This window comes from Streptomyces sp. NPDC058291 (assembly GCF_042880855.1).
In the GTDB taxonomy this organism is placed as follows: domain Bacteria; phylum Actinomycetota; class Actinomycetes; order Streptomycetales; family Streptomycetaceae; genus Streptomyces.
Genome location: NZ_JBHVYK010000021.1, coordinates 54,948 through 81,374 on the forward strand (window position 1 = coordinate 54,948; position 26,427 = coordinate 81,374).

Genomic DNA, 26,427 nt, shown 5'->3' on the forward strand with positions numbered 1-26,427 from the left:
GGCAGATCGCTGAGCGCAGACGGCCATGCCGAGACGAGGTCTATCGATGAGCAGTCACGCATCCGTGAAATCCGTGAAACTGGACAGCCCGAAGGTCACGACGCAGTATTCCGGCCCCACGGAGAATCGCATGGGTCCGGCATCGGTCGAGATCTCGTTGAGGTGGGGCGACGTGGATTCGTACGGTCACGTGAACAACTGCGAGATCGTGCGAATCATCGAAGAAGCACGCATGAGATGGCTCATGTCGACCGGAGCCTTCGACGGTGAGACCGCGGTGGTCGCCGCGCACGAGATCGCATATCTGCGACCGCTCGAGTACTCGCTGGACCCGGTCAGCGTCGAGGTGTGGACATCGAATATCAGACGGTCCAGTTTCGAGTTCAACTTCCGAATACTCGACGACTCGAAACAGGTGAGCGTCAAGGCGGTGAGCCGGATGGTGATGTTCGACCTCACCAAACAGGAGAGCTACCTCATCCGCCCGCCTCTGCGAAAGCATCTCGACGATTTCTGCGGGGATCGCCTGTAACCCTGCTCGCCTCCAGGAACCCGTAGGCCAATTCATGACGACAGGAGTTTTCCATGCAGCTCGACGCGGATCGACTGTCCGCCCTCGGTGAGTACTTCGACCGGCAGGTCGACGACGGGAAGATGCCGGGTTGGTCGTGCCTGGTCTCCCAGCACGGGGAGGTCAGGTACGCGGCTGCCGGCGGCATGGCCAACATCGCCGACAGCAGCCCGATGAAGACGGACAGCGTCTTCCGGGCGTGGTCGCTGAGCAAGGCGATGACCTCGGTGGCCTTCATGACGCTCGTCGAGAAGGGCCTGGTCGGGCTGAACGACCCGGTCTCCGACTACCTCCCGTCCTACGCGGACCTGCGCGTCTACCGCTCCGGAATGGCCGAAGCCCCTATCACCGAGGGCCTGTTGGAGCCCATGCGGATCTGGCATCTGCTGACCCACACCTCGGGTCTGGGATACGGCTCCCACCAGTCCCATGCGGTGGACACGATGTATTCGGGCGCCGGCTACGCGCTGGGCGTCCCGGCCGGTGTCGACCTCGCCGGGGCAACGGAGGCCTGGGGGTCGTTCCCCCTGCGGTTCCAGCCGGGTTCGGCCTGGAACTACGGGGTCAGCACGGACGTCCTGGGACGGATCATCGAGGTGATCTCGGGGAAGCGCCTCGACGCCTATATGAGGGAGTCCCTCTTCGAGCCGCTGGATCTCAAGGACACCGCGTTCCATGTGGATCCGAACCAGGCGCACCGCTATGCGGAGATCTACACCCCCGCGGGCGAGAGCGGCGGACTGAACCCGCTCGGACTTCCCGTCGACACCGAGGTCCCGGTCTTCCTCTCGGGCGGGGGCGGCATCTACACCTCGGCAGAGGATTACATCACGTTCCTCGGCATGCTCGTGAACGGCGGCCGCATCGGGTCCACGTCCGAATTCGTGATCTCACCCATGACCGTCGAGTCGATGCGCAGCAACCACCTGCCGGGCAACGTCACGCTGGGATCGGGTTACGGCCACTGGCCCGTGCCCGCCATCAACGAGGTGATGAAGTCCGTCGGCTTCGGGCTCGGCTTCATGACCATGCTGTCGCCCGGAGAAAGCCACATTCTGACGCGTGCGGGCGAGTACGCGTGGCTGTCGGCGAGCAGCACCAACTTCTTCGTCGACCCGTTGTCGGGCGTGGCCGCGCTCATCGTCCCGCAGCTCTTCCCGTCGCGCACCCTCCCCATCATGAACCGGCTGCGTCAATTCGTTTACCAGTCGTACCGGTGACGGTCCGAAAGCCGCTGCCGCCCGGCAGCGGATCCCCCGAAAAACCGCAATCCCCCCAAGTAGCCCCGATCCCCCCTCAGTAACCGCATTCAAGAAAGGCTGGGGAAATTCCCTTGTCGAATGTAGCCACCAAAGCGCCGCCGAGCCCCGTGCGCTCGGCATTCAGCTCGCTCGGCCAGGCGACATTGCTGATCGCCGCGGCGTTGACGACGGTCGACGCCTTCATCGTCAACGTGGCCCTGCCCTCGATCCAGGATTCCTTCGGCGTCTCCGCGTCGACGTCGCAGTTCGTGGTGAGCTGCTACGGCATCACCTACGCCGTCCTGCTGGTGCTGGGCGGCAGGTTCGGTGACCGGTTCGGGCGCCGCCGGCTCATCCAGATCGGCATCGCCGGATTCACGATCGCCTCGCTGATCTGCGGAGTCGCGCCGAACATCGAGCTGCTGGTCGCTGCTCGCGTCCTGCAGGGAGCGGCCGCGGCGCTGCTGCTGCCACAGGTGCTGTCCACGATCCAGGCCGCCTTGGAGGAGCCTGCCAAGACGCGTGCCATCAGCTACTACGGCGCGATCGGCGGGCTGTCGGCGGCAGTCGGACAGCTCCTCGGCGGCATGTTCGTGTGGGCGAACATCGCCGACCTCGGATGGCGGCCGATCTTCCTGGTGAACGTACCGCTGGGCCTTCTGGCCATGATCGGCACGCGGCTCTGGGTGCCCGAGACCAAGGCGACCCAGCCGCAGGGAGCGGACCTCGGCGGCACCGCGCTGTTCGGCACCGCCGTCCTGGCCCTGCTGATTCCGCTGAGCGTAGGACGACAGACGCACTGGCCGCTGTGGACCTGGGCGCTGTTCGTGGTCTCCGCCGTGGTCGCCGTCGTGCTGTGGCGCTACGAGCGCAAGGTGGAGACCTCGGGTGTCGTCCCGCTGATCGCTCCCTCGTTGCTCACGAAGGGCATCATGCAGCGCGGTCTGCTCGTACTGGGCAGCGGCTTCCTCGTCTTCGGCGGTTTCATCTTCGTCTTCGCGCTGGCCGTCCAGGGCGGCAACGGGATGAGCGCGTTCGAATCCGGTCTGTCCATGGCACCGATGGCGGTCGGTCAGTTCCTCGCGGCCCTGCGGGCGCCGAAGCTGATCGGCAACGTCGGGGTGCGCACCCTCCAGATCGGTGGTGTCCTGCAGGCGGCCGGTCTGGTCGGCCTGATCGTGCCCGCCCTGCTGTGGTGGCCGCACCTGCACTTCTACCACCTCATGGTCGGCATGTTCCTGATCGGTGCCGGCAACGGGCTGTTCGTCCCGACGGTCTACCGCACCGTGCTGTCCTCGATTCCGCCGAACCAGATCGGCGCCGGCAGCGGCATCGTGACGACGGCTCAGCAGACCACGCTCGCACTCGGCGTCGCACTGCTGGGCGCGGTCTTCGTCGGGGTCTCCGGCCACAGCCACATGCGCCTCGGCTTCGTCGTCGTAGCGGCGGTCTTCCTGGCCGTGGCGGCCATGTTCGCGCTGTTCGGCAAGTTCATGCAGGAGAAGAGCACCCGGTGAACGGAGGGCGGCACACATGCTGATCGACGGCCTTTACCTGAACGGCTGCACGGTCTCGTATCCCGACCAGCGGATCCCGGTCTCCGACGCCCTGGCGCAGGGACTGGTGCGCGACTTCGACGAGACCATAGGAAACCCCGACGTACCGGTCTTCGACAGCCGACAGCCGGTCGCCGACCTGGCGGTCGACGCGCTGCGAGGAGCCCTGAAGTCGGCCGAGACGGACGCGTCGGACGTGGGCCTCCTGCTCCACTGCAGTTGGTGGCACCAGGGCTTCGACATCTGGAGCGCGGCGCACTACGTCGCGCACCAGACCGGCGCCCTCGGCTCCTTGCCTGTCAACATCTCGCAGGGATGCAACGCTCCGATCGCGGCGCTCGAACTCGTCGGCCGGTCCATGCTGTCCGACGCGTCGATCACGGCGGCCGCCGTGACGGTCTCGGACGCGATGCTGGCACCGCAGGTCGACCGCTGGAACCTCAACTACGGCTGCGTCCACGGCGATGCGGGGACCGCGATGCTCGTCACGCGTGAGCCGGCCGCGAGCAACTCCTTCAGGATCATCTCCCTGGCGAGCAGCGCTGCTCCGGAACTCGAGGAGATGAATCGCTTCGGATACGACCCGACGCCCGGCCCCGCGCTGCGGGAGGGCGGCAAGGTCGACCTGAAGGCCGCCAAGAAGGCGTACCTGACGGAATACGGCATCGAGCGCTTCGCGCAGCGTTCGCGGGAAGCCCTGACGGGCTGCGTCCGACAGGCCCTTGACGACGCGGGCCTGTCGGGAAGCGAGGAGCGCATTCGGGCGGTTGCCGTCCCGCGCCTCAGCGGAAAGATCTTCGAGACCGTCTATCGTCCGCAACTCGCGCCGTTCTTCGGCGCCGAGAAGCTGCTGTGGCACGGCGGACGGACCGCCCATCTCGGGGTCGCCGATGTGGGCGCGAACATCGCGGACATCTACGAAGAGCAGGATCTGCGGGCCGGCGACGTGTGTGTGATCGTCAATGCCGGCGGCGGATACACCTGGTCCTGCCTGGTCTTGGAGCTGGTGTGCTAGACGTATTGATCGTCGGTGCGGGACCGACGGGGCTGACGGCCGGGTGCATTCTTGCCCGGCGAGGCCTCTCGGTCCGCATCGTGCGAAAGCATCCTCCGTTCACGGGCCATTCGCGGGCTTCGGTGATCTGGCCTAGGGCCCTGGAAATCCTGGACTCGTTCGGCGTCACCGAAATTCTCGAATCGATCGGCAGCCGGGTCACCCGAGTCGGCTACTACTCGTCGGGCAGCTCCATCGGCCGCTTCGAGATCGATCGCCTGACGGACACCAGGTTCGGTTACGCGCTCGGCATCTCGCAGCACGAGACCGAGGCCGTGCTGGAGGAGGCCTTCCTGGCGGCCGGCGGCGACATCGGCGACGCGGAAGTCGTCGGACTGGAACAGGACGCCCGGCAGGTGTCCGTCCACATCCGCTCGGGCGGGCACGACTCGGCCGTGACGGCCCGCCTGCTGATCGGCGCCGACGGAGCGAACAGCACGGTTCGTGAGCTGCTCGGCATCGCGATGAACGACGTGGGCCCGAGGGTCTCCTTCAGGATCGCCGACGCCCTGATCAGCGGGCTGCCCGAGGACCAGGCCAGCTACTGCTGGACGCCCGGCGGCGGCATGGCCATCGGACCGCACGATCGGCACGCGTACCGTCTCGCGCACCGGCTCACCCCGGACGCCCCGGACCCGTCGCCGGAGTCCTTCCAGCGGTTGCTGACCGAGCGCGGTCCGCAGGCACACCGCGGGGTCGTGCAGGAACTGATATCCACCGCGGACTTCCAGGCGCGATTCGCCATCGCGGAGCGTTTCGGCGCCGGCCGCAGCTGGCTGGCCGGCGATGCCGCGCACGTCATGGCACCGGCCGGCGGCCAGGGAATGAATTCAGGAATCCTTGACGCCGCCGCACTTTCCTGGCGTATTATGGAATCGCACCGGAATGGCGCGGCGGAAAGCGATCTGCCGGAGAATATGCTTCCGGATTACGATGCAGAGCGCCAGGGCGTGATCAGGAAGATCATGGCGACTGCCATGGAGCACGCCCGTGACGGCGGACTGCGCTCGGTTTCTGAAATCGCCGAGCGGGATCGACGGTACCGCGACATGTGGACCGACTCCGCACTGCATGTGGATCGAGTGGCCAGGCTGAGCCAGCTGAATCTCGATCCGGCACGTACCGGTGCCGAGCACATTCCCTTCTGAGCCCCACGGAATTCGACTTTCCCGAGTCGGGCCAGTTTCGAAGAAATCCACTGAAACGGATGAGGACATGACTGCTGTAATTACTGATGACGTTGTCCGCAACGCCACGCTGGACATCATCGTCGACGAGCTCGAGCTGGACATCGAGCCGGACGAGGTCGATGTGCACGCCGACCTGATCGACGTCTACGGGGCCGACTCCCTCGGTCTGATCCAGGTCCTGGCCCGGGTGAACAAGCAGCTGTCGATCCGGGTCCCGCGTGAACTCGCCGTCGACCTGCGCACCGTGGACCTCCTGGTCCAGCAGATCGTCCGGATACGCGACGCCAAGGACGGCGGCCAGTGACCCGCGCCCGCCGGGTCGTGGTGACCGGCATGGGATGTGTGAGCAGTATCGGCACCGGGGTCGAGGACTTCACCGAGGGCGTCAAGGCCGGCCGCAGCGGTGTCTCGCAGGTCAAGGCCTTCGACAGCAGCGACTTTCCGGCCCATCTGGGCGGCGAGGTCCAGGACTTCGACCCCGCCTCGATCGTCCGCGTCATCGACGTGGCCGACTGGGGACGCACGGCCCACTTCGCGGCCGCCGCGGCCCGCCTGGCGGTGGAGGACGCCGGGATCGAGTTCGACGAGGCCACCCGCGCGACGACGGGGGCGATCATCGGCACCACCAACGGTGAGGCACCCTCGGTCGACACCCTGACCCAGCAGTGGCTGGACGGCGGCCCCAGCACGATCTCCGCCGACGTGGTCCGCAAGATCCCCGCGGGAAACATCGCCGCGGCCGTGTCGGTGGAGCTGGACCTGCAGGGCGAGACCGTGGTCATCCCGACGGCCTGCTCCGCCGCCAACTACGCCATCGGCAGCGCGGCCGACAAGATCATCGCCGGTGAGTCCGACGTGATGGTGGCCGGCGGCGCCGACAGCGTGAACCGGTTCACGCACGCCGGGTTCCTCAGCCTCGGCGCGGTGGCCGACGGGGTTCCCCGGCCGTTCGACCGGGACCGCACGGGCATCGTCACCGCCGAGGGCGGCGCGGTCCTGGTCCTGGAGGAACTCGAGCACGCCCGGCGGCGCGGCGCGCACATCTACGCCGAGCTGCTCGGCTACGGGCTCAGCTGCGACGCCCACCACATCGTGCACCCGGACGCGGAGAGCATCGCCGAGTGCATCCGCAAGGCACACGCCAACTCGGGCATCGACGCCGGCGAGGTCGACTACGTCTGCGCCCACGGCACGGGCACGCCGACCAACGACATCACCGAAGTCACCGCCACCCGGCTGGTGTTCGGCGACGAGCATCCGCCGATGAGCTCCATCAAGTCGATGCTGGGCCACACGATGGGCGCGGCCAGCGGGTTCGGCGCGATCGCGTGCTGCAAGGCGATCGAGGAGTCCTTCCTGCCGCCCACCATCAACCTGCGCACCGTGGACCCGGCGTTCGGGGACGGCATCGACTTCGTCGGCTCGGGCGCCCGTACCACCGAGGTGCGGGTGGCGCAGAACCACGGCTTCGCGTTCGGCGGCAACAACGCCATCACCATATTCGGCGCCTATTCCGACCGTGAGCCGGTCGGCGCGGGAGGGGAGCGGCGATGACCTCGTCCGAGGAACTCCAGATCTCTGATGTGTCCGTGCTGTCCGCGGCCGGCGTCGGCCTGGACGCCCTGCGCGAGCGGCTGCGTGAGCCGGCCGCGGCCGGCACGGCACCGGGCGGCGAGCCGTCGGCCGCCGACGCCGACCACTACGTGGGCCTGCCCGGCCGGGTGGCGGCCGTGCCGGACTTCAAGATCACCGACTACGTCCCCCGGAAGGGAACGAAGAACCTCGACCGCACGACGGCGCTTGGCCTGGCGGCCAGCACGCTGCTCAAGCGCGACCTGAGCGCGCGGGCGGACATCTCCGACGCGTCCTGGGAGTCCACCGGGATCGCCATGGGCACCGTCGTCGGCAGCCTCCGCAGCAGCGTCGACCTGGACGTCGACATCATCGAGGGCCAGGGGATCGACCTGATCAACCCCGCGGTCTTCCCCAACACCACGATGAACTGCTGTGCCAGTCAGATCGCGATCTGGCACCGGCTGCGCGGCCCGAACTCCACCCTGGCCAACGGAACCGTCAGCGCGCTGTCCGCACTGCGCTACGCCGCCCGGCTCATCCGCTGCGGTCACGCCCGGCGGATGCTCGTGGGCGGCGTGGAAGAGCTGTCGCCCCACACGGCATGGGGGACCCGGCTGAAGAAGGACGTACAGGAGTCCGTCGTCATCGGGGAGGGCGCGGCGATGGTCGCGCTCGAGCCCGCGGGGCCGGACGCACCGCCCGCCCTGGCCACGGTGACGGCCTGCGAGGTGATGTTCGCGCCGCAGCGCACGCAGGCCGGATACGCCGAGGCGCTGCGCCGCGCGGTCGCCCGCGCGCTGGAGTCCTGCGCGGCCGCCGGTGTCGACGTACGGCTGATCCTGCCCGGGGCCGTCGGAACGGTCCTCGAGCAGAGCGAGGAGTCGGCTCTCGAGCAGTTCGACGTCGAGCGGGTGGACGTACGGACGGCGGTCGGTGAGTGCGGCGGCGCCCTGGGCGCCATGCAACTGGCCGCCGCGGTCGCGCTGGGGCGGCCGGGCACCGGCGTACTGATCACCGGGATCGACGACTCCGGAGCCGTGGCGGCGGCGGTGCTCACCATCGGCGGGCGGTCATGAGCGCCACGACGGACGCCCGGGTGCGCCGGGACCTGGTCCACCGCGCCAACGACAGGGAAGTTCTCGTCTCCCCGCCCTGGCGACAGGGCGGGGACGAGTACGGCAGCACCACGGTCACCACCGGCATCAGCCCGTACTACCGCGACCACCCCGGTTCGCACTGGCTGGACGCGCTGCTGCTGATCGAGGCCTGCCGGCAGGCCGCGCTCAGCGCGGCGCACGAGTTCGCCGGCCTCTCGCGCGACATCGCCTTCTTCTTCAACTCGATCGACATGGAGATCACCGATCCCGCCGCCCTGGCGGCCGTGGACGGCGAGTTGACGATCGTGACGGCGTTCGAGCAGCTCAGGCTGCGCAGCGACGGGACGCCGAAGCAGATCGCGTACACGCAGCGCGGCACCGACGGCTCGGGCCGGACGGTGGTGCGTACGTCGATGGCGGTGCAGGGCGTGCCCAAGGGCCGCTACCAGGAGCTGCGGGCGTATCAGCGCGACGGCTCGGTCCCGCCGACCACGGCGGGTCTGCGGCCCGAGGCCGGCCGGCGGGCCGGGCTGAGCACACCGCAGAGCGTGGCGCGGACGCAGACCGCCAATGTGGCGCTCGCCCGGCTGCGGGCCGGAGCGGACGGCGTCAGCGCGGCCCTGGCCCCCGACTTCGCGAACGCGAGCCTGTTCGACCACGACTACGACCACTACCCGGCGATGGTGCTCATCGAGGCCGGCCGCCAGCTGGCGCTGGCCGGCAGCCGGCGGCCCGCCGAGCACGTCGTGACCGCGGTGCGCGCGACGTTCGAGCACTTCGCCGAACTCGACCGGGAGACCCGGATCGTGGCGAGCCACGACGAGCGCTGGGTCGACGTGGAGTGCGCGCAGGACGGTCTGGTCGTGACCCGGATGTCGTTCGGGCTGGCCCCGGCCGGCCCGGACGCCGGGGAGGTGCCGTGAGGCACGCGATCTGGACCGACTTCCGGGGCGTGCTCACCCCGCCGCTGCGGGAGGGGCTGCGCACCTACTGCGAGGGCAAGGAGTTCACGCCCGAGCAGCTCGGCCGGTGCCTGCGGGCGATCGCCGACCGGCACGGACGCCCGGACGGGATGGCCGTGCTGGACTCCGGGGTCCTCACCGAGCGGGAGTGGACGGCGGAGATCGAGCAGGAGCTGTCCGCCCGGTTCGGGCTCGACGCCGACCTGTCCGGCCTCGGCCCCGAGTGGTGGAGCGACCGCAGGATCGACACCAAGTGGCTTGCCGCGCTGCGCACTTGGCGGGAGGCGGGCGTCTTCGTCGGGATGATCTCCAACCTTCCCCCGGACTGGCGGGAGTACTTCGCGGACTTCCGGTCCTGGGACGACCTGTTCGACGAGGTCCTGCTGTCCTGCGACGTCGGCGCCCGCAAGCCCGACGCCGCGATGTTCCGCCTGGCCGAGACCCGGTCCGGCCTCCCGCCCGAGTCCAACGTCCTCGTCGACGACCTGGACGACAACGTCGCCGGAGCGCGGCGGGCGGGCTGGGTCGGGGTGGTCGGCGGCGGCGATTCCACCTGGGCCGCCGTCGAGCGGATCGATTCGATCGTGCGCGCCGGCGCGCCACACCACGTCATGCGCGTCGGCGCGCCACACCACGTCATGCGCGTCGGCGCACCTCACCAAGGAGCACAACGATGACCAGTCGATCGGTGTTCGTCACCGGAGCCAGCCGCGGCATCGGGGCGGCGATCGCGAGTGAGTTGAACAAGCAGGGCTATCGCGTGGTGGGGACCGCCCGCACCACGAAGCCGGAGGTCGAGGGCGTCTCCTTCGTCGAGTGCGACGTGCGCGATCCGCAGTCGGTGAGCACGGCGGTCGAGCAGGCGCGGGAGATCCTCGGCGAGATCGACATCGTCGTCAACTGCGCCGGGATCATGAACGACGGGCCGCTGCTCACCCAGACCCACGAGGGCGTCCAGGACGTGCTCGACACCAACCTCAGCGGCTCCATCAACGTGGCCCGGGAGACCGTGTCGGACATGATGGCGAACAAGTGGGGGCGCCTGGTCTTCGTCTCCTCGATCGTGGCGCTGTGGGGCTCGCCCGGCCAGGTCAACTACGCGGCCTCCAAGAGCGGCCTGATCGGCCTTGCCCGCTCGCTGGCCTGGGAGCTCGGGCGCGCCGGGATCACGTCCAACGTGGTGCTGCCGGGCCTGATCGAGACCGACATGATCGCCGACCTGTCGAAGCGGCGGCGCGAGGAGATCCTCTCCCAGACGGCACTGCGCCGGGTCGGCCGGCCGGAGGAGGTGGCCGCGCTGATCGCCTTCCTGGTGTCCGACGAGGCCGGCTTCATCACCGGCTCGTCCATCCCGATCGGCGGCGGCGTCGGCATGGGCGTGTGACCCATGACTGCCGTACGCCATCCCCTCTCCGATGCCGCTCGACGGCTGCCGCTGGTGGCTGTGGACGACGTCCGGGAGAGCGACGGGGGCTTCGTCGGCCGCAAGAGGATCGTCGCCGACGACCCCTATCTGGCCGGCCACTTCCCCGACCTGACGGTGTACCCCGGGGTGTTCCTGGTCGAGAGCCTGCAGCAGATGCTCGAGCTGCACATCGACGGGGCCCTCGGCGGCATCGAACTGGTGGAGCTCGGCTCGGTCCGCTTCAGCCGACCGGCCCTCGCCGGTGACGAGTTGGTCTTCGAGACGGCGGTCAGCGGTGACCGCGCATCTCTGGTCACCAGGACGACCTGCAGCATCGACGGGCAGCGCTGCGCCCGCATCACCGCGACGTGGAGGTGCCGGACATGACGACATCGACCGTGCCGGACATGACGACATCAACCGTGCCGGACAGGACGACGCCGTCGGCTGTGCCTGACACGACCGCACCGTCAACCGTGCCGGACAGGACGACGCCGTCGGCCGTGCCGGCCATGGCCCACCCCGACCCCGGTGACCTGCTGCCCTACGGCTACCCCGCGCTCCAGATCGACCGGATCGTCCGGCACACGCCGGGCGCGCTCATGGCCACGAAGGCCGTGACCTATCACGAGCTGGACAGCCACTTGGGTCGCTCCAGGCCGGGCGAGTTCCCCGCCAGTCTTCTGCTGGAGTCGTTCCTGCAGGCCTGCGGGCTGCTCATCGTCCTCGAATCCGACGGGGCCGACCGCCAGCTGCTGATCTTCGGGTCGGCGCGCGGAGTGCGGATGACCGGCGCGGTGTACGCGGGCGAACTCCTCGAGCACTCCGTCGAGTTGATCGACCGGGACGAGGAGACGGCCACCTTCAACGGCGTGGCGCGGGCCGGGGACGGCCGCCTCGTCCTGGAGGTGGAGCGAGCCATCACCCTGCTGCGCCCCGCCGACTCGCTCGCGGGCCCGCAGCGCGAGGACTGACATGTCGCAGACACCCAAGATTCGGAGATATCCACGATGGGGGATTCGGTGGGGTACCACTACGTCGTGACCGCCCCGGGACAGGGAGTCCAGCGGCCGGGGATGCTCGACCCCTGGCTGGACGGGGTTTCCGGGGCGCCCGCACTCGTCGACGACTGGTCGCAGGCCGTCGGCTTCGACCTGGTCGAGGCCAGTCGTGACGAGACGCTGCTGGCGGACACCGCCTTCGCACAGCCGCTGATCGTCGCCGTGTCCGTGCTCGCGCACCGCCTGTTGCGCAGCAGGCTCGGGCCGGCCGCCGGCGACGTGCTGTTCGCGGGGCACTCGGTCGGTGAACTGGCCGCTGCGGCCGGCGCCGGCTACCTCAGTCCCGAGGCCGCGGTCGCCCTGGCCCGGGTGCGGGGCGCGGCGATGTCCGCGGCGTGCGCGGCGGCGCGGACCGGCATGGCGGCGGTGATGCCGACCAGGCGGGACGGCGCGCCGGACGAGGAGATCGGCGCCGCGGTCACCGCGGCCGGCCTGGCCGTGGCCAACTTCAACGGCAGCCACCAGTTCGTGGCGGCGGGGCCGCTGGACCGTATCGAGGCCCTCGCCGATGCGCCGCCGCCGGGAGTACGGGTCGCCCGGCTGCCCGTCGCGGGCGCCTTCCACACCGAGGCCATGGCGCCGGCGGTGGAACCGTTCGCCCGCGCGGTACAGGCGGTCACCATCACCGAGCCTGCCTCGGCGATGGTGGGCAACGAGGACGGCGCGCCACTGGCCGGCCCGGACGACCTGCGGCGTCGGCTGATCACCCAGATCACCTCGCCGGTCCGGTGGGACCTCTGCGTGGCGGCGATGGCCCGCCAAGCGCCGGACGCCCTGCACATCGAGTTGGCTCCGGCGGGGCCGCTCACCCGGCTCCTGCAGCGTTCCCACCCGGGCGCGCGCGCCGTCGCGGTGGCCACCCCGGAGGACATCGACCGTGTGGTCGCCGAGGCCGCGGCGAGCGGGCGGCCCGCGGTGGAGAGCCGGTTGGCGGTCGCCCGATGACGGTGACCGCCCCCGTAGGTCCCGGCCGCGCGGGGCCTGCCGGGGCCGCCAGGATCACGCCCGAGGAGACAAGAGGGGGACGACATGCTTAGCGGCGTCGAGGAGTTGGTGGCCCTCAAGCAGGTGATCGCCGAGGGAGCGGATGCCGCCGCCACCCAACGGCAGCGCGACAAGGGCAAGCTGACCGTGCGGGAGCGCATCGACCAGCTGCTCGACCCGGGCTCCTTCCAGGAGGTCGAGCCGCTGCGCCGGCACCGCGCGACCGGGTTCGGCCTGGAACGCCGCAAACCCCACACCGACGGGGTGGTCACCGGCTGGGGCACGGTGGAGGGCCGCACGGTCTTCGTCTACGCGCACGACTTCCGCATCTTCGGCGGCGCGCTGGGCGAGGCGCACGCCGAGAAGATCCACAAGATCATGGACATGGCCATCGCGGCCGGTGCGCCGCTGGTGTCGCTGAACGACGGCGCGGGCGCCCGCATCCAGGAGGGCGTCACCGCCCTGGCCGGCTACGGCGGCATCTTCACCCGCAACACCAAGGCGTCCGGTGTCATCCCGCAGATCAGCGTGATGCTCGGTCCGTGCGCGGGCGGCGCCGCGTACTCGCCCGCCCTCACCGACTTCGTCTTCATGGTCCGCGAGACGTCGCAGATGTTCATCACGGGTCCTGACGTGGTCAAGGCGGTGACCGGCGAGGAGATCAGCCAGAACGGCCTGGGCGGCGCGGACGTCCACGCGGAGACGTCGGGCGTGTGCCACTTCGCCTACGACGACGAGGAGACCTGCATCGCGGAGGTCCGCTACCTCATCTCCCTCCTTCCGCAGAACAACCGCGAGACGCCCCCGGCAGAGGCGACCGGGGACCCGGCCGACCGCCGCTGCGAGGAACTCCTCGACCTGGTCCCCGCCGACGGCAACCGCCCGTACGACATGCGCGCGGTGATCGGGTCGATCGTCGACGACGGCGAACACCTGGAGGTCCACGAGCGCTGGGCCACCAACGTCATCGTCACCCTGGCCCGCATGGACGGCCAGGTCGTGGGCATCGTCGCCAACCAGCCGGAGTCGCTCGCGGGCGTCCTGGACATCGAGGCCTCCGAGAAGGCGGCCCGCTTCGTCCAGATGTGCGACGCCTTCAACATTCCCCTGGTGACACTGCTCGACGTCCCCGGCTTCCTCCCCGGTGTCGACCAGGAGCACGGCGGCATCATCCGGCACGGCGCGAAGCTGCTGTACGCGTACTGCAACGCCACCGTCCCCCGCATCCAGCTGATCCTGCGCAAGGCCTACGGCGGCGCCTACATCGTCATGGACTCCCGCTCCGTGGGCGCCGACCTGTCCTACGCCTGGCCCACCAACGAGATCGCGGTGATGGGCGCCGAGGGCGCGGCCAACGTCATCTTCCGCCGCCAGATCGCCGCGGCCGAGGACCCCGAAGCGATGCGGGCCCGCATGGTCAAGGAGTACAAGGCCGAGCTGATGCACCCGTACTACGCGGCCGAACGGGGCCTGGTCGACGACGTGATCGACCCCGCCGAGACCCGCCGGATCCTGATCAGGTCCCTGGCCATGCTGCGCACCAAGCACGCCGAACTGCCGTCCCGCAAGCACGGCAACCCACCCCAGTGAACTCGCCCCGAACTGAACGGAGTTGACCCCATGGCCACCGTCATCGACCCCGCCGCCCCGTCCCCCCTGGTCCGCGTCGAACGCGGCCACGTCACCGACGACGAACTCGCCGCGCTCACCGTGGTGCTGCTCTCCCGGGCGACGGCGCAGGACGCCGGCGCCCCCGCCGCCCAGAGCGCCCCCCGGTGGGACCGCCCCGAGCGGCACACTCCCTACCGCTTCCCCGGCAGCTGGCGCAGCAGCCCGGGGACCAGAGGCTGACAGGGAGGGGACGAGGAGGGGACGAGGAGACGGAGAGGGACATGGACATGGACGGCATGCACAGCTCCGAATCGACACCGCCACGGGTGGAGGCGGCGCCCTCCGAGCGGCCCTGGCCGACGCGTGTGCTGCTGGCAGGGGAGGAGGAGCGGGGCGATGAGCCGCACATCCACCGAGGGATCGACTGAGCGCCGGGAGGGGAAGGGCCGGATGAGCGTCATGCGCAAGGTGCTGATCGCCAACCGCGGGGAGATCGCGGTCCGGGTCGCCCGGGCCTGCCGGGACGCCAGGATCAACAGCGTGGCGGTGTACGCCGACCCCGACCGGGACGCCGTTCACGTCCGGGCCGCCGATGAGGCGTACGCCCTGGGCGGCGACACCCCCGCCACCAGCTATCTCGACCAGAACAAGGTCCTGGCCGCGGCCCGCGAGTCCGGAGCGGACGCGATCCATCCGGGCTACGGCTTCCTGTCGGAGAACGCCGACTTCGCGCAGGCCGTGCTCGACGCGGGCCTGGTCTGGATCGGCCCGCCGCCGCAGGCCATCCGTGACCTGGGCGACAAGGTCGCCGCCCGGCACATCGCCCAGCGCGCCGGCGCCCCGCTGGTCGCGGGCACGCCGGACCCGGTCTCCGGCGCCGACGAGGTCGTCGCGTTCGCCGAGGAGCACGGGCTGCCGATCGCGATCAAGGCCGCCTTCGGCGGCGGCGGCCGGGGCCTCAAGGTCGCCCGTACCCTGGAGGAAATCCCCGAACTCTACGACTCCGCCGTACGCGAGGCCGTCGCCGGCTTCGGACGCGGCGAGTGCTTCGTGGAGCGCTATCTGGACAAGCCGCGGCACGTGGAGACCCAGTGCCTCGCCGACCAGCACGGCAACGTCGTCGTCGTGTCGACCCGTGACTGCTCGTTGCAGCGCCGGCACCAGAAGCTGGTCGAGGAGGCCCCGGCGCCCTTTCTCTCCGACGAGCAGGTCGCCGAGCTCTACTCCGCCTCCAAGGCGATTCTGCGCGAGGCCGGGTACGTCGGCGCCGGCACCTGCGAGTTCCTCGTCGGTCAGGACGGCACGATCTCCTTCCTGGAGGTCAACACCCGCCTCCAGGTGGAACATCCGGTCACCGAGGAGGTCGCCGGCATCGACCTGGTCCGTGAGATGTTCCGCATCGCCGACGGCGAGGAACTCGGCTACGGCGACCCCGAACTGCGCGGCCACTCCTTCGAGTTCCGCATCAACGGCGAGGACCCGGGCCGCGGCTTCCTGCCCGCCCCCGGGACCGTCACCCGGTGGCACCCTCCGACCGGACCGGGCGTGCGCCTGGACGCCGGCGTGGAGTCCGGCAGCGTGATCGGCCCGGCCTGGGACTCCCTGCTCGCCAAGCTGATCGTCACCGGCGCCACCCGCGAGCAGGCCCTCGAACGGGCCCGCCGCGCGCTCGCCGAGTTCGAGGTCGAGGGCATGGCGACCGCCATCCCCTTCCACCGGGCGGTGGTCGAGGACCCGGCATTCGCCCCCGAACTGACCGGCTCCGCCGAGCCGTTCACGGTCCACACCCGATGGATCGAGACCGAGTTCCACAACACCGTCCCCGCCTTCGACGCCGCGGCGGGCGGAGCCGAGGAGCCGGCCGGCCGCGAGACCGCGGTGGTCGAGGTCGGCGGCCGGCGCATCGAGGTCTCCGTCCCGGCGTCGTTGGGCCTGGCCCGCGCGCGCACGGCGGCGGGCGGAACGCGCCGGATCAAACGCCGCTCCGGCACCCGCGAGGCCCAGTCCGCCGTCTCCGGCGACACCTTGGCGTCGCCGATGCAGGGCACGATCACCAAGGTCGCGGCCGAAGAGGGTGCGACGGTCGCGGTGGGCGACCTCGTCGTCGTGCTGGAGGCGATGAAGATGGAGCAGCCCATCAACGCCCACAAGGCCGGCACGATCGTCGGCCTGGAAGCCCGGGTCGGCGCGAGTCTCACCGCGAACGCGGCGATCTGCGCCATCAGGGGATGAAGCGTTGAACATCCACCGGCACGAACCCGACCGAGCACCTGTGTTTCCCGTGTCCCCGGCGTCCCCGGCGTCCCCTGCGTCCCCTGGAACCGGGTTGATGGCGTCCCTGCTCCCGCCGCAGGTGGCGGCCATGGAGTCGTTCGGGGAGTGGGAGGGGGACTGGAGAAGGGCGCTGTTTCCCGTCGAGGCGCGGGTCGTGGACAAGGCGATGGACAAGCGTCGGCGGGAGTTCGCGGGTGTCAGGGTGCTTGCCCGGCGGTCATTGCGAGTCCTGGGGGTGTCGCCGGTGCCCTTGGTGCCGGGTGCGCGGGGTGAACCGGGGTGGCCGCCGGGCGTCGTAGGGGCGATGACGCACTGCACCGGATACCGGGCGGCGGCGGCTGCCCGCGCGGAAGCGGGCGTGGCCGCGGTGGGGATCGACGCCGAGCCGCATGCCCGGCTGTCGGCGGAGGTACTGGAGATGGTGGCGGGCCCCAGTGAGCACGACCACGTGAAGCTGCTCTCGGAGCGATGGCCGCAGGTGTCCTGGGGGTGCCTGTTGTTCTCCGCGAAGGAGGCGGTCTTCAAGGCGTGGTATCCGCTGGCCCGCTGCGAACTGGGCTTTCTCGACGCCGAAGTGGAGTTGTGGGCGGACCACGACCGCGCCGGGGGTTTCCAAGCTGCCGTGTCGCGGCCCGGGCCGTTCACGGCGGTGTCGGGGCGGTGGCGTATCGCCCGGGGAGTCGTCGCGACCGCGGTCACGGTGGACGCGACGGCGTGATCACCACAATGACGCCGGCTCTCGGAACAACATCAACAACTCTGGCCGAAGCCGCAAACGGAACGGTCCTGTCTCGGAAGGTTGAAGCAATGCGTCTTGCCGATGGTCCCCACGTGGAGTGCGAGATCGAGATCGCCGCTCCACCGGAGCGGGTGTGGGGGCTGGTGTCGGACATCGCCACCTCGGCCCGGCACAGCCCCGAACTGCAGGAAGTGGAGTGGCTGGACGGGGCCGAGGGACCGGCCGTCGGCGCGTGCTTCTCCGGCCGCAACCGCAATGCCGGGCTCGGGGAGTGGCACACCGTCAGCCGCGTCGCAGCACTGGAGGAGCAGCGCACCTTCCGGTGGGAGGTCGTCTACTACAACGACCGCAGCCACGGCGAACCGCTGGCCGTCTGGGCATACACGCTGGAGCCGGTCGCGGACGGGTCCGGTACGCGCCTGCGGCACGGCATGCGGCTCGGCACCGCCCGCGGCCCGCTGCAGGACTTCGTCGAGAAGTACCCGGAGCAGGAGGAACAGATCATCGACGGCCGACTGGCCCGACTGCGCACCGGCATCGAGACGACGCTGGCCGGCGTGAAGGCGGAGGCCGAGGCGTAACCGACGCATGGGGCCCGACCGGCCATGGCGTCGCGCTCGTCATGCACGCGGCACCACGACCGAGTCGCGGCCTTCCTCCTCGCGTGCGAGCCCGACGGCACCCTGGGCCCCCACCCGCGAGCACACCGTCGCCGAGCAGGTCCAAGAATGTGTGAACAGCGTTGGTTCGCGGGGTGGTCGGGTGGGGTGTGCAGGTGGCCTGGTCTGGGGTGCTGGACCGGTTCGTGCTGACGTCGGCCGGGGCGGGGGTCTCGGACGGGGTGCTCGCGCAGGGCCGGGTGGTGTTGGAGGGGTTCCTGCGGTTCGCGGGCTGCCGGGTGTGGGAGGTGAGGGACCGGCATGCGGACCGCTGGCTGGTGTGGCTACGCGGGCCGGGGCCAAGCCGACCAGAACGGCGGCCAGCAGCATCAGCTCGGTCACCGGCCGTTGTCCATGACGCGTGTCTACGCGCGGATCGCCGACCGGACGGTCACGGACGAGTACTTCGCCGTCTCGGATAGAACGCGAGGGGCCCCGCCGCCCACGGCGGCGGGGCCCCTTCTCGCGCCGGCCGATCAGCCGGTGTGGCAGGCCGTGTCCTCAGGAATGCAGGTGTGGACGTCGTCCTCGGGCACGTGAATCAGGTCGTCCCGGACCCAGCCGGTCTTGCCCTTGGCGTTGCCGGTGGTCATCTTGACCTTGTACCAGGTGTAGCCCCCGGCATAGGTGGAGCTCTTCTCGGTGCACTTGTTGTTCTTGTAGGCCACGCCGAGGCTGGTGGATCCGGCCGACGCCTTGGAGCGGATGTTCGCCGAGCTCGCCGTGATGTAGCAGCCGGAGGCCGCCTCGGCGGGAGCGGCAGCGAGAAGCAGCCCCGGAACAGCGAGGGTGGCGGTCAGGGAGAGAGCCGTCATGGCTCGACGTACACGCATGGTTTCCCCGTTTGCGTTGAGCATCGTGTGACGCTGTGCGAATCGACCTATGAAGTCAAGATCAGGCAGACGAGGCCCGTCAACTGCTATTACAGAACTGCGACATGGGGAAGGCCGCCCTCCGATCCTCCCGCGCCGGAGGTTGCACCCGCGACCCGGCACGCCTAGGAGACGGTGACGGCGGTCCGGGGCGCGGAGGCGAGCCGCGGACCGACCTCGACGAGGGTCCAGCCGAGGCGGGTGTGAAGATCTCGCTGTGCCGGCCGGACCCGGTCTGCGGGGCCCAGCCTGCGGACCAGGCTGGAGCCGGCGCACTCCCAGACGGCCTGCACGAACATCCCGGGGCGCAGTTGGCGAGCATCACCAATCCGCCCATGCAGCAGTTCCGGATTACCTGGGAGCGGGCTCGGAGACGAGGACCGCCCGAGCAGCGGCCTGCGCGAGGGATACGGGAAGGCGGCATGCTCCTGAGCCCCCGTGCACGACGGTGCGCGGGGGCTCAGTCCAGCGGCGCCCGCACAAGGTCGTTGTTCACAGGACAGCGCGGCAGAGCGGTGGTCTGCTGCCCGGGACGACGCGGCCGGCCGCCGCGACAAACGCGTGGCAGGCGGTGACCAGGTCCAGGAACTCCACCGACCGGTCGATGTTGAACACTCGCTGCCAGGTCCCGTCGATCGCCCAGTTCCGCAGTCGGCTGTAGGCGCCCTTCCAAGAACCGAACTCCGCGGGTAGATCCATCCACGGGGATCCCGTCCGGTACTTCCAAGCGATGGCATTGATGACCTGCCGATGGTCACGCCATCTTCCACCTCTACGAGGAGTCCGGTTCGGCAACAAAGGCTCGATCCAGGCCCACTGGGCGTCAGTCAACACACCCGTACAACGACGGGCAGCCTTCGCCGCAACGCCTCAGAACCCGGCCATGGACTTGTCGAGCACACCGCCCACGGCACCGGAGATGCTGCATCGACCGGAGTGTCCGGCCCTACGGCGGAGCCCGAACCCCACGAGGAACGACACCGCGAAGAGTCCGCCGAGGACCACCGCCACGACTGGGCCGTAGACGAAGTACACGACGTATGCGACAACAGCCCAGACCAAGAGCGGGAGGAGCGAACCACGCAACACTGCCCAGAGCCTCACCTGTTCTGGAGCTCCGGGCAGGGCACGTTGACGCCACACCTCTATGTGGTTCCTGGGCGCACAGTTCTCACGCCGCATGGACCCATCACACCACTGGCTGGTCGCTGATCCGTAAGAAACGGCCTAGATGCTCGTGCGGCAGGTGGCGGCCGAGGAGAAGGACCTCGATGAGCGCGCGGGTGCCGTCACGCTCGCCGTGGGCCTTGACGGCAGCGTCCCACCAGGCGTCGTGGACGGGAGTGAACCGGCCTGCGGAGCGGGCCTGGTCGAGCGCGGTCGCTCCCGGGAGGGCGCCGGGCTCGCGCACGAGAGCTTCCAGGTAGTGGTCCAGTTCGAGGCGGGTGCCGCCTTTGGCGATCAGCCGCTCATGCCGGGCGACTTCGTCCCGGCCGTCGTAGACCATCAGCTCGGAGGCGTGCAGCATCGCTCGGACGCTCCGGCCGATCAGCCGGACCGGCACCGAGTAGCGGTTGGTTCGGACACTGATTTGGCTGTAGCGGTCGACCCGCAGAGTGAAGAACCGACCCGTCTCGAAGGGCTCCTGCGGCAGCGGCGCCAGCAGCGGCTGCTCGGCTGCGAAGTACTCGCCGATCGTGCGAGGACGGGACCGGATCCGGCGGTTCTCGTCCTCCTGGTCCCACCGGTCGATCATCGCGTTCAGCTCGGCGAGCGTCGCGACCTCGGGCACCGGGACGAGGTGGTTGCGGCGGAACCAGCCGATCTGCCCCTCGACCCCGCCCTTCTCGTGGGCGCCGCGGATTCCGGGCTGGCAGTAGAGAGCTTCCAGCCCGTAGTGGGAGCGGAACGCGGTCCAGCGCTCGGCCTCGACGCGATGCCGGGAGAAGCCCAGCACCTGGGCGACCGCGGCCCTAAGGTTGTCGTAGCGGACCTTCCCGGTCGGCATCCCGCCCAACGTGTTGAGAGCGTGGACGTGGCCCTCGAAGAACGCCTCCTGACCTGCCGAGGCGAAGATCCGGTGGACGGCCTTGCCCGAGTAGGACAGCCGGAACGCGAACAGGTAGCAGGTCACCAGCTCGCCGGCCAGCCGCACCGTCACGTCGCCGAAGTCGACCTCCGCCTCCGCTCCAGGCTTGTGCGTCTGCGGGACGAAGGCTTCCACCACACCTCGTCCGGCCTGGACCCGGATCTCCTCACGCCGGTCAGCGACGTATCCACGGACCATCTGGTACGAGATCTCGTCCGCACCGTGCTCGTCGAGAAGCCGCTCGAAAATCCGCTTCACCGTGTGCCGCTGCTTGCGTGGCGCATCCAGGTCGGCCCGCAGCATCTCGTCGATCAACGGCTTGTACGGATCCAGCCGCGTCGGCCGCGGGAGCTTCTTGCGCGGCTCAGGCCAGGCCGACGTCAACGCCTTCTGCACCGTCAGGAACCCGACGCCGTACTTCCGCTGGAGAGCACGGCTCGACAGACCAGCCTTCGCATCACGGCGGATCGCCGCGTTACAGATCGACCTTGGACTTCGGCAGCACCCGGGACCCCTCGTCGTGCAGAGCACAACCATGGTCCCGAAGCAAGCATCCAGGCGCTCTCAAAACTCAGCGACATCACTCTCCCGTGGAAGAGGGCGCTCTCCACACTGAGTTACAGGCGCTCTCGTAACTCGCCAACAAAGCCATACGGCTCAGTCAGGGAGCGCCGATCCATGGATAAACCTTCCTCTCCCGCCCCTGCGCGGGCGCCCCTACGGTCGAGGTCGCGGGCGCTCACCGGCCCGCCGTACCGAAGGAGCAAGACCCCCATGAAGATGACCGGCAACACGATCCTGATCACCGGCGGAACCTCGGGCATCGGCCTCGGCCTGGCCCTGCGTCTGCACGAGGCCGGCAACAAGGTGATCGTCGCCGGCCGGCGCAAGGAGCTCCTCGACGAGATCACCACCGAGCACCCGGGCATCGACGCGCTCGTCCTCGACGTCGCGGATCCTGACTCGATCGCCCGGGTCCGCGAGACCGTGGCGGCGAGTCACCCGGGGCTGAACGTCCTGGTCAACAACGCCGGCATCATGCTGCGGGAGAACCTTCTCGACCCGGCCGAACTCAAGGTCGCCGAGGATCACGTGACGGTCAACCTGCTCGGCACGATCCGGATGACGTACGCCTTCCTGCCCCTGCTCGCGGGCAAGGACGACGCGGTCGTCATGAACGTCAGCTCCGCGCTGGCGTTCGTCCCGTATCCGAGCACGCCGACCTACAGCGCGACCAAGGCCGCGCTGCACTCCTTCTCCGAGAGCCTGCGCATCCAGCTCGCCGGTGCCGACGCCGGCGTCCAGGTGATCGAGATGGTTCCGCCGGGCGTGCGCACGACCCTGCTGGGCCAGCAGGACAACGACCACGCCATGCCGTTGGACGACTTCCTCACCCAGACCCTCGACCTGCTGCGCGAGAAGCCCGACGCGAAGGAGCTTGTCGTCGAGGGCGCCAGGTTCATCCGCGACGCGGTGGCCACCGGCTCCTACGACGACGTCCTCGCCATGATCGCCAGCAGCTGACCGACCTGTAGTGACCGACGCGGAACAACAGCACGCAGACAGGTCCTGTCGGGTCACATCACGGACGAACGCGAACTGGACCGCCTCGGGGAGGACCTCACCGAAAACGCGGAACGGCAGGGGAAGCGCCGCGTCGCCCCGGCCGTCGCACGGGAGGCGACCCGGCTCCGACGGGCACGCGAGCGCCCGTCCGACACGGCGCACATTGTCGTGTCGGCCAGGCCCGGCGACGAGGCTCGGGCGTCGTCGACGGTCCCCCGTCGACGGTCAGCGAATTCCCCAGCGGGTCATGCAGGTCAAGGGACCATCGGGTCGTCCCGCCGCGAGCGCCCTCGGCGTCGGCCTCATGAGCGGCTTCGCGCGGGCGGGAGAGAACTGCTCAGCCATGGATCGGCGGTCTCTGGATAGCCGGCCGGGATACGGCGAGGATGGGGGCATGGACAAGAAGGAACTGGCGGAATTCCTGCGCCACCGGCGTGAAGCGCTGCGGCCCCGCGACGTCGGGCTGGTCGAGGGGCCGCGCAGGCGTATCCAAGGGCTGCGCCGCGAGGAGGTCGCGCAGCTCGCCGGCATGTCCACCGACTACTACGCGCGGCTGGAACAGCAGCGTGCTCCGCAGCCCTCCGTCCAGATCACCGCGGCTCTCGCCCGGGCACTGCGGCTGACCCTGGACGAACGCGACCATCTCTTCGTGCTCATCGGCCACAACGCCCCGGCCCGCTTCCAGCGCTCCGAACATGTCAGCCCGCCGCTGCTGCGGGTCCTGGACCGCCTGGACGACTCACCGGCCCTGGTGCAGACCGACCTGCTCGACACCCTCGCGATGAACCCCCTGGCCATCGCACTGCTCGGCGACCAGACCCGGCACACCGGTCTGGCCCGCAGCGGCTACTACCGCTGGTTCATGGACCCGGCCGAGCGTCTGATGGTTCCCGAGGAGACCCACGAACGCCACGGCCGCGCCCAGGCAGCCCGCCTGCGGGCCGCGCTGACAGCTGGCAGCGACACCCCCCGAGCCGCCCGGATCCTCGCCGAACTCCAGGAACACAGCCCCGAGTTCGTCCGCATGTGGGAACTTCAGGAGGTCGCCCAACGCTACGACGACTGCAAGACCGTCCTCCATCCCGAACTCGGCCGCATCGACGTCGACGCCCAGCTCCTGTTCACCGAGAACCGCGCCCAGACCCTGGTGGTGCTGACCACTCGCCCCGGCACGGAGAGCCACAGCAAACTCGAACTGCTCTCCGTCATAGGGCACCAGCACCTCACCCCCTGACGTCCTGGGCCGGGAGACGGGTCAGGGCTCGGCGCAGCAGGGGCCGAACAAGTTGGAGACCTGTGTCCCGAACCCGGTCAGGGGCGCTGGGATACCACCCACTTCCGCACGGCTCTTGCTCTGCGCGCTGCGGCCAGACAGGTGGGCCCCTGTGCTGCCCGGGCGCCGTGGCGGGGGCCGCCGATTTGACCGGATGCCGCCTCCGTTTTACTCTCGAATACATACGGAGGCAGCATCCGTTTCGATGCGGCCGCAGGATCAGGACAGGCAGGAGGGCGCATGAGCGCCGGTGAACTGCGGGGACGCAAGCCCCGCGCGGACGTCCAGCGCAACCGCGCTGCCCTTCTGGAGACCGCGCAGCGTCACTTCCTGCAGCACGGGGTCGGCACTTCCCTCGAGGCGGTGGCCAAGGAGGCGGGCGTCGGGCCCGGCACCCTGTACCGGCACTTCCCGACCCGGGAGGCGCTGCTGGCGGCCGTGTTGCAGACGCGATCCGAGGAGCTGGTGGCCCGCCAGGCGGACATCGAGCAGCTCGACGACCCCGCCGAGGCGCTGGAGCAGTGGCTTCGGGCGATGGAGGACTACTTCAGCGCCTACAGCGGCCTTCCGGAACCACTCATGGCCGCGGCCAGGGCGCAGGAGCCGGACAGCCCGCTCACGATTCCCTGCGACATCCTCATCTCCGCCACCGATGAGTACGTGCGCGCCGCGCAGCTCGCGGGGCGCGTGCGCGCGTCGGTGCGCGGGCACGACCTGTTCCTCGCGGCCTGTTCCGTCGCCTGGATCAAGGGAACCGGCACCGAGGGGGAGCCGCTCGACCGGCTGCGCACGCTCATCGCGAGCGGCTACCGCGAGCGGGACACCCAGGCGTAGACGCCGGGCCCCTACCTGACCCCCGCAACACCAGGTGGTACCACCACCCGGCCTTCACATTGCGCTGCCCACGGGGGGCAGTGCAACCTCCCAAAGGACAAATCATGAAAATTACTGTCATAGGCGCTGGTGCCATCGGCGGGAACCTCGCTGCCAAGCTCAGCACGGCCGGTCACGACGTCCAGGTGGCCGACGCCCGCGGTCCCGAGGCCGTCCGGGCGGAGGTGCTGGAATCCGGGGCCCGTGCGACGGACCTCGCCGACGCCGTCCAGGGCCGGGACGTCATCGTCCTGGCCATCCCGTTCGGGGTGGCGGGGGAGCTGGCCGGCCTGTTCGCCTCGGTCCCCGCCGAGACGGTCGTCATCGACACCTCGAACTACTATCCGTTCCTGAGCGGGCAGATCGAGGCCGTGGACAACGGCGAGGTCGAGAGCGTGTGGAACGCGAAGCAGCTGGGGCGCCCCGTGGTCAAGGCGTGGAACGCCGCCCTGGCCGAAACCCAGCGGACCCGGGGCGTGCCGGCCGGAACGCCCGGCCGCCTCGCCATTCCGGTCGCCGGCGACTTTGAGGAGGCGCGGCGGGTGGCGATGCGGCTCGTGGACGACACCGGCTTCGACCCCTACGACGCCGGCACGCTGGCCGACTCCTGGCGCCAGCAGCCGAACAGCCCCGCCTACTGCACCGAGCTGACCCTCGACGAGCTGCCGGCGGCCCTGGCCGCGGCCGACCGCGCCAAGGACGCCGCCATCCGCGACAGCCTCCCGGAGCGCCTCGCCGCCCGCCCGGCCACGGCCACCCTGGACGACATCGTCGAGATGAACCGCGCCGCCCACCGCTGAGTCACCCGACAGGGCTCTCGGGCACGCAACGGCACGAGGGCGGCAGCGCCGGCCCGCCACGAACACACACGACGAACACGAAGAGCGCCCAGTCCCTGCGCTGCGGCCTGCAATCCCGGCACGCCGCTGCCTGCGAGCATCCGCAAGCCTGCCGGTACCCGCAAGGGTGCGTCCGCACCCGGCCCTCACGCCGGCTGCCTCCTTGCGTGGCCTGCCGTACTGCGCCGCGCCGCGGTGGCCGAAGCGGGGACTGCGCGCCATGGAGAGGAACCGCCTTGCCCGGCACCGCATCAGCCTTCACCGATATCGCACGCTCCCGACGCTCCCCCCGGCGGTTCCTGCCCACCGGCCTGTCCCCTTCCGACATCCGCGGCGTGCTGGAAGACGCACAGAGGGCCCCCTCGAACAGCAACACCCAGCCGTGGACCGTGCACGTCGTCTCGGGTTCGGCGCGGGACGCCCTGGCCAAAGAGCTGCTCCGGGCCGAGGAGGAGGAGCGGACCTCCCCGGATTTCACCGACGGCTACGGCGAGGAGGGCATCTACCTCGAGCGGTCGAAAGCCCTGGGCGCGAGTGTCTACCGGGCCCGGGGCGTCGAGCGCTCGGACCGGCACGGCCGGCGGGCGGCGGTCCGCGAGAACCTGGAGTTCTACGGCGCTCCCCATGCCGCCTTCCTGTTCATGCCGGCGCTCGGCGACGGGGTGCGGACGGCCGGCGACATCGGCATGTACGCGCAGAACTTCCTGCTCTCACTGTCGGCCCGGGGGCTGGCCGGCATCCCCCAGACCGTACTCGGCGTCTACGCCGACACCGTCCGCGAGTTCCTGGGTGTCCCCGCGGAGCTCAAGCTGCTGTTCGGCATCTCCTTCGGCATGGCTGACCCGGCGGCACCGGTGAACACGCTCCGCACGGAGCGGGTACCGCTGCAGCAGAGCGTGGTCCTGCACGACACCCCCAGCATCCTCGACGCGTAAG

Annotated in this window: 30 protein-coding genes; 24 read left to right on the top strand and 6 right to left on the bottom strand. The window is 69.9% G+C overall.

Translation table 11 applies throughout. The features are described 5' to 3' along the window. Positions 1–46 precede the first annotated feature (46 nt). From ACFVYK_RS13715 to ACFVYK_RS13770, 12 genes are all read left to right on the top strand, one after another. The gene (locus tag ACFVYK_RS13715) at positions 47–532 is read left to right on the top strand and encodes an acyl-CoA thioesterase (RefSeq protein ID WP_389772714.1); all 486 of its coding nucleotides are present in this window, start codon (positions 47–49) and stop codon (positions 530–532) included. A 53-nt stretch (positions 533–585) separates the two neighbouring features. Beyond that, positions 586–1,791, top strand: a complete 1,206-nt coding sequence (locus ACFVYK_RS13720) for a serine hydrolase domain-containing protein (protein WP_389772716.1) — start codon at positions 586–588, stop codon at positions 1,789–1,791. A 113-nt stretch (positions 1,792–1,904) separates the two neighbouring features. Beyond that, the gene (locus ACFVYK_RS13725) at positions 1,905–3,329 is read left to right on the top strand and encodes an MFS transporter (protein ID WP_389772719.1); all 1,425 of its coding nucleotides are present in this window, start codon (positions 1,905–1,907) and stop codon (positions 3,327–3,329) included. A gap of 16 nt (positions 3,330–3,345) precedes the next feature. Continuing rightward, complete coding sequence (locus ACFVYK_RS13730) at positions 3,346–4,383, top strand: ketoacyl-ACP synthase III family protein (protein ID WP_389772722.1); 1,038 nt, start codon at positions 3,346–3,348, stop codon at positions 4,381–4,383. A 5-nt stretch (positions 4,384–4,388) separates the two neighbouring features. Further along, positions 4,389–5,570: an FAD-dependent monooxygenase gene (locus ACFVYK_RS13735; protein ID WP_389772724.1), complete on the top strand. Its 1,182-nt coding sequence runs from the start codon at positions 4,389–4,391 to the stop codon at positions 5,568–5,570. A 67-nt stretch (positions 5,571–5,637) separates the two neighbouring features. Further along, positions 5,638–5,916: an acyl carrier protein gene (locus ACFVYK_RS13740; RefSeq protein ID WP_266651362.1), complete on the top strand. Its 279-nt coding sequence runs from the start codon at positions 5,638–5,640 to the stop codon at positions 5,914–5,916. After that, positions 5,913–7,166 carry a beta-ketoacyl-[acyl-carrier-protein] synthase family protein gene (locus ACFVYK_RS13745; RefSeq protein WP_389772728.1) on the top strand — a complete coding sequence of 418 codons (1,254 nt, stop codon included), beginning with the start codon at positions 5,913–5,915 and terminating at the stop codon, positions 7,164–7,166. Before ACFVYK_RS13740 ends, ACFVYK_RS13745 begins: the two co-directional genes overlap by 4 nt. Then, positions 7,163–8,263 carry a beta-ketoacyl synthase N-terminal-like domain-containing protein gene (locus ACFVYK_RS13750; RefSeq protein WP_389772730.1) on the top strand — a complete coding sequence of 367 codons (1,101 nt, stop codon included), beginning with the start codon at positions 7,163–7,165 and terminating at the stop codon, positions 8,261–8,263. The genes ACFVYK_RS13745 and ACFVYK_RS13750 overlap by 4 nt, the downstream gene beginning before the upstream one ends. Continuing rightward, complete coding sequence (locus tag ACFVYK_RS13755; protein ID WP_389772732.1) at positions 8,260–9,207, top strand: AfsA-related hotdog domain-containing protein; 948 nt, start codon at positions 8,260–8,262, stop codon at positions 9,205–9,207. Before ACFVYK_RS13750 ends, ACFVYK_RS13755 begins: the two co-directional genes overlap by 4 nt. Further along, the gene (locus ACFVYK_RS13760) at positions 9,204–9,923 is read left to right on the top strand and encodes an HAD-IA family hydrolase (protein ID WP_389772734.1); all 720 of its coding nucleotides are present in this window, start codon (positions 9,204–9,206) and stop codon (positions 9,921–9,923) included. The genes ACFVYK_RS13755 and ACFVYK_RS13760 overlap by 4 nt, the downstream gene beginning before the upstream one ends. Then, positions 9,920–10,630: an SDR family oxidoreductase gene (locus ACFVYK_RS13765; protein ID WP_099923610.1), complete on the top strand. Its 711-nt coding sequence runs from the start codon at positions 9,920–9,922 to the stop codon at positions 10,628–10,630. Before ACFVYK_RS13760 ends, ACFVYK_RS13765 begins: the two co-directional genes overlap by 4 nt. A gap of 3 nt (positions 10,631–10,633) precedes the next feature. Further along, positions 10,634–11,038 carry a hypothetical protein gene (locus ACFVYK_RS13770; RefSeq protein WP_266651358.1) on the top strand — a complete coding sequence of 135 codons (405 nt, stop codon included), beginning with the start codon at positions 10,634–10,636 and terminating at the stop codon, positions 11,036–11,038. Here ACFVYK_RS13770 and ACFVYK_RS13775 read toward each other — a convergent pair. Next, complete coding sequence (locus ACFVYK_RS13775; RefSeq protein ID WP_389772738.1) at positions 11,010–11,165, bottom strand: hypothetical protein; 156 nt, start codon at positions 11,163–11,165, stop codon at positions 11,010–11,012. The two genes, ACFVYK_RS13770 and ACFVYK_RS13775, sit on opposite strands and share 29 nt — an antisense overlap. Here ACFVYK_RS13775 and ACFVYK_RS13780 point away from each other — a divergent pair. The 7 genes from ACFVYK_RS13780 to ACFVYK_RS13810 all read left to right on the top strand — a co-directional run bounded on the left by ACFVYK_RS13780 (position 11,164) and on the right by ACFVYK_RS13810 (position 17,901). Continuing rightward, positions 11,164–11,625, top strand: a complete 462-nt coding sequence (locus ACFVYK_RS13780) for a 3-hydroxyacyl-ACP dehydratase FabZ family protein (RefSeq protein ID WP_389772741.1) — start codon at positions 11,164–11,166, stop codon at positions 11,623–11,625. The two genes, ACFVYK_RS13775 and ACFVYK_RS13780, sit on opposite strands and share 2 nt — an antisense overlap. 36 nt (positions 11,626–11,661) lie before the next feature. Then, positions 11,662–12,657: an ACP S-malonyltransferase gene (locus ACFVYK_RS13785; RefSeq protein ID WP_389772743.1), complete on the top strand. Its 996-nt coding sequence runs from the start codon at positions 11,662–11,664 to the stop codon at positions 12,655–12,657. An 84-nt stretch (positions 12,658–12,741) separates the two neighbouring features. Beyond that, positions 12,742–14,286 carry an acyl-CoA carboxylase subunit beta gene (locus ACFVYK_RS13790; protein ID WP_389772746.1) on the top strand — a complete coding sequence of 515 codons (1,545 nt, stop codon included), beginning with the start codon at positions 12,742–12,744 and terminating at the stop codon, positions 14,284–14,286. A 30-nt stretch (positions 14,287–14,316) separates the two neighbouring features. After that, entirely contained in the window at positions 14,317–14,547 is a 231-nt protein-coding gene (locus ACFVYK_RS13795) for an acyl-CoA carboxylase subunit epsilon (protein ID WP_389772748.1), read from the top strand. 219 nt (positions 14,548–14,766) lie between these two features. After that, positions 14,767–16,539, top strand: coding sequence for an acetyl/propionyl/methylcrotonyl-CoA carboxylase subunit alpha (locus ACFVYK_RS13800; protein ID WP_389772839.1), 1,773 nt, complete (start codon positions 14,767–14,769; stop codon positions 16,537–16,539). A 97-nt stretch (positions 16,540–16,636) separates the two neighbouring features. Then, positions 16,637–17,299, top strand: a complete 663-nt coding sequence (locus ACFVYK_RS13805; protein WP_389772751.1) for a 4'-phosphopantetheinyl transferase — start codon at positions 16,637–16,639, stop codon at positions 17,297–17,299. Between the two features lie 89 nt (positions 17,300–17,388). Continuing rightward, positions 17,389–17,901 carry an SRPBCC family protein gene (locus ACFVYK_RS13810; protein ID WP_389772753.1) on the top strand — a complete coding sequence of 171 codons (513 nt, stop codon included), beginning with the start codon at positions 17,389–17,391 and terminating at the stop codon, positions 17,899–17,901. Between the two features lie 554 nt (positions 17,902–18,455). On the opposite strand, the gene ACFVYK_RS13815 is transcribed toward ACFVYK_RS13810, so the two are convergent. The 5 genes from ACFVYK_RS13815 to istA all read right to left on the bottom strand — a co-directional run bounded on the left by ACFVYK_RS13815 (position 18,456) and on the right by istA (position 21,471). After that, positions 18,456–18,794, bottom strand: a complete 339-nt coding sequence (locus tag ACFVYK_RS13815; protein ID WP_389772756.1) for an SH3 domain-containing protein — start codon at positions 18,792–18,794, stop codon at positions 18,456–18,458. A gap of 182 nt (positions 18,795–18,976) precedes the next feature. Continuing rightward, positions 18,977–19,150 carry a hypothetical protein gene (locus tag ACFVYK_RS13820; RefSeq protein WP_389772759.1) on the bottom strand — a complete coding sequence of 58 codons (174 nt, stop codon included), beginning with the start codon at positions 19,148–19,150 and terminating at the stop codon, positions 18,977–18,979. Between the two features lie 193 nt (positions 19,151–19,343). Next, complete coding sequence (locus ACFVYK_RS13825; RefSeq protein WP_389772761.1) at positions 19,344–19,685, bottom strand: DUF6192 family protein; 342 nt, start codon at positions 19,683–19,685, stop codon at positions 19,344–19,346. 36 nt (positions 19,686–19,721) lie between these two features. After that, entirely contained in the window at positions 19,722–19,913 is a 192-nt protein-coding gene (locus ACFVYK_RS13830) for a hypothetical protein (protein WP_389772764.1), read from the bottom strand. Between the two features lie 127 nt (positions 19,914–20,040). After that, positions 20,041–21,471: an IS21 family transposase gene (istA, locus tag ACFVYK_RS13835; RefSeq protein WP_389772841.1), complete on the bottom strand. Its 1,431-nt coding sequence runs from the start codon at positions 21,469–21,471 to the stop codon at positions 20,041–20,043. 243 nt (positions 21,472–21,714) lie between these two features. Here istA and ACFVYK_RS13840 point away from each other — a divergent pair, with 243 nt between their 5' ends. The 5 genes from ACFVYK_RS13840 to ACFVYK_RS13860 all read left to right on the top strand — a co-directional run bounded on the left by ACFVYK_RS13840 (position 21,715) and on the right by ACFVYK_RS13860 (position 26,426). Next, the gene (locus ACFVYK_RS13840) at positions 21,715–22,464 is read left to right on the top strand and encodes an SDR family oxidoreductase (RefSeq protein WP_389772766.1); all 750 of its coding nucleotides are present in this window, start codon (positions 21,715–21,717) and stop codon (positions 22,462–22,464) included. A 436-nt stretch (positions 22,465–22,900) separates the two neighbouring features. Then, entirely contained in the window at positions 22,901–23,740 is an 840-nt protein-coding gene (locus ACFVYK_RS13845) for a helix-turn-helix transcriptional regulator (RefSeq protein WP_389772768.1), read from the top strand. 279 nt (positions 23,741–24,019) lie between these two features. Then, entirely contained in the window at positions 24,020–24,613 is a 594-nt protein-coding gene (locus ACFVYK_RS13850) for a TetR/AcrR family transcriptional regulator (protein ID WP_389772770.1), read from the top strand. A 104-nt stretch (positions 24,614–24,717) separates the two neighbouring features. Further along, positions 24,718–25,452, top strand: coding sequence for an NADPH-dependent F420 reductase (locus tag ACFVYK_RS13855; RefSeq protein ID WP_389772773.1), 735 nt, complete (start codon positions 24,718–24,720; stop codon positions 25,450–25,452). A 275-nt stretch (positions 25,453–25,727) separates the two neighbouring features. Further along, on the top strand, positions 25,728–26,426 hold the full coding sequence (locus ACFVYK_RS13860) for a nitroreductase (RefSeq protein WP_389772776.1): 699 nt from the start codon (positions 25,728–25,730) through the stop codon (positions 26,424–26,426). Position 26,427 lies beyond the last annotated feature (1 nt).

Excerpts from the sequence above, each read along its gene's own strand:
- ACFVYK_RS13715 (WP_389772714.1), top strand. The coding sequence starts at position 47 with ATGAGCAGTCACGCATCCGTGAAATCCGTGAAACTGGACAGCCCGAAG.
- ACFVYK_RS13855 (WP_389772773.1), top strand. The coding sequence starts at position 24,718 with ATGAAAATTACTGTCATAGGCGCTGGTGCCATCGGCGGGAACCTCGCT.
- ACFVYK_RS13815 (WP_389772756.1), bottom strand. The coding sequence starts at position 18,794 with ATGACGGCTCTCTCCCTGACCGCCACCCTCGCTGTTCCGGGGCTGCTT.
- ACFVYK_RS13840 (WP_389772766.1), top strand. The coding sequence starts at position 21,715 with ATGAAGATGACCGGCAACACGATCCTGATCACCGGCGGAACCTCGGGC.
- ACFVYK_RS13730 (WP_389772722.1), top strand. The coding sequence starts at position 3,346 with ATGCTGATCGACGGCCTTTACCTGAACGGCTGCACGGTCTCGTATCCC.
- ACFVYK_RS13820 (WP_389772759.1), bottom strand. The coding sequence starts at position 19,150 with ATGTTCGTGCAGGCCGTCTGGGAGTGCGCCGGCTCCAGCCTGGTCCGC.
- ACFVYK_RS13810 (WP_389772753.1), top strand. The coding sequence starts at position 17,389 with ATGCGTCTTGCCGATGGTCCCCACGTGGAGTGCGAGATCGAGATCGCC.
- ACFVYK_RS13770 (WP_266651358.1), top strand. The coding sequence starts at position 10,634 with ATGACTGCCGTACGCCATCCCCTCTCCGATGCCGCTCGACGGCTGCCG.
- ACFVYK_RS13775 (WP_389772738.1), bottom strand. The coding sequence starts at position 11,165 with ATGGCCGGCACGGCCGACGGCGTCGTCCTGTCCGGCACGGTTGACGGT.
- ACFVYK_RS13850 (WP_389772770.1), top strand. The coding sequence starts at position 24,020 with ATGAGCGCCGGTGAACTGCGGGGACGCAAGCCCCGCGCGGACGTCCAG.
- ACFVYK_RS13790 (WP_389772746.1), top strand. The coding sequence starts at position 12,742 with ATGCTTAGCGGCGTCGAGGAGTTGGTGGCCCTCAAGCAGGTGATCGCC.
- ACFVYK_RS13845 (WP_389772768.1), top strand. The coding sequence starts at position 22,901 with ATGGACAAGAAGGAACTGGCGGAATTCCTGCGCCACCGGCGTGAAGCG.
- ACFVYK_RS13720 (WP_389772716.1), top strand. The coding sequence starts at position 586 with ATGCAGCTCGACGCGGATCGACTGTCCGCCCTCGGTGAGTACTTCGAC.
- ACFVYK_RS13780 (WP_389772741.1), top strand. The coding sequence starts at position 11,164 with ATGGCCCACCCCGACCCCGGTGACCTGCTGCCCTACGGCTACCCCGCG.
- ACFVYK_RS13750 (WP_389772730.1), top strand. The coding sequence starts at position 7,163 with ATGACCTCGTCCGAGGAACTCCAGATCTCTGATGTGTCCGTGCTGTCC.
- ACFVYK_RS13785 (WP_389772743.1), top strand. The coding sequence starts at position 11,662 with ATGGGGGATTCGGTGGGGTACCACTACGTCGTGACCGCCCCGGGACAG.
- ACFVYK_RS13765 (WP_099923610.1), top strand. The coding sequence starts at position 9,920 with ATGACCAGTCGATCGGTGTTCGTCACCGGAGCCAGCCGCGGCATCGGG.
- ACFVYK_RS13740 (WP_266651362.1), top strand. The coding sequence starts at position 5,638 with ATGACTGCTGTAATTACTGATGACGTTGTCCGCAACGCCACGCTGGAC.
- ACFVYK_RS13795 (WP_389772748.1), top strand. The coding sequence starts at position 14,317 with ATGGCCACCGTCATCGACCCCGCCGCCCCGTCCCCCCTGGTCCGCGTC.
- ACFVYK_RS13800 (WP_389772839.1), top strand. The coding sequence starts at position 14,767 with ATGCGCAAGGTGCTGATCGCCAACCGCGGGGAGATCGCGGTCCGGGTC.
- ACFVYK_RS13755 (WP_389772732.1), top strand. The coding sequence starts at position 8,260 with ATGAGCGCCACGACGGACGCCCGGGTGCGCCGGGACCTGGTCCACCGC.
- ACFVYK_RS13805 (WP_389772751.1), top strand. The coding sequence starts at position 16,637 with ATGGCGTCCCTGCTCCCGCCGCAGGTGGCGGCCATGGAGTCGTTCGGG.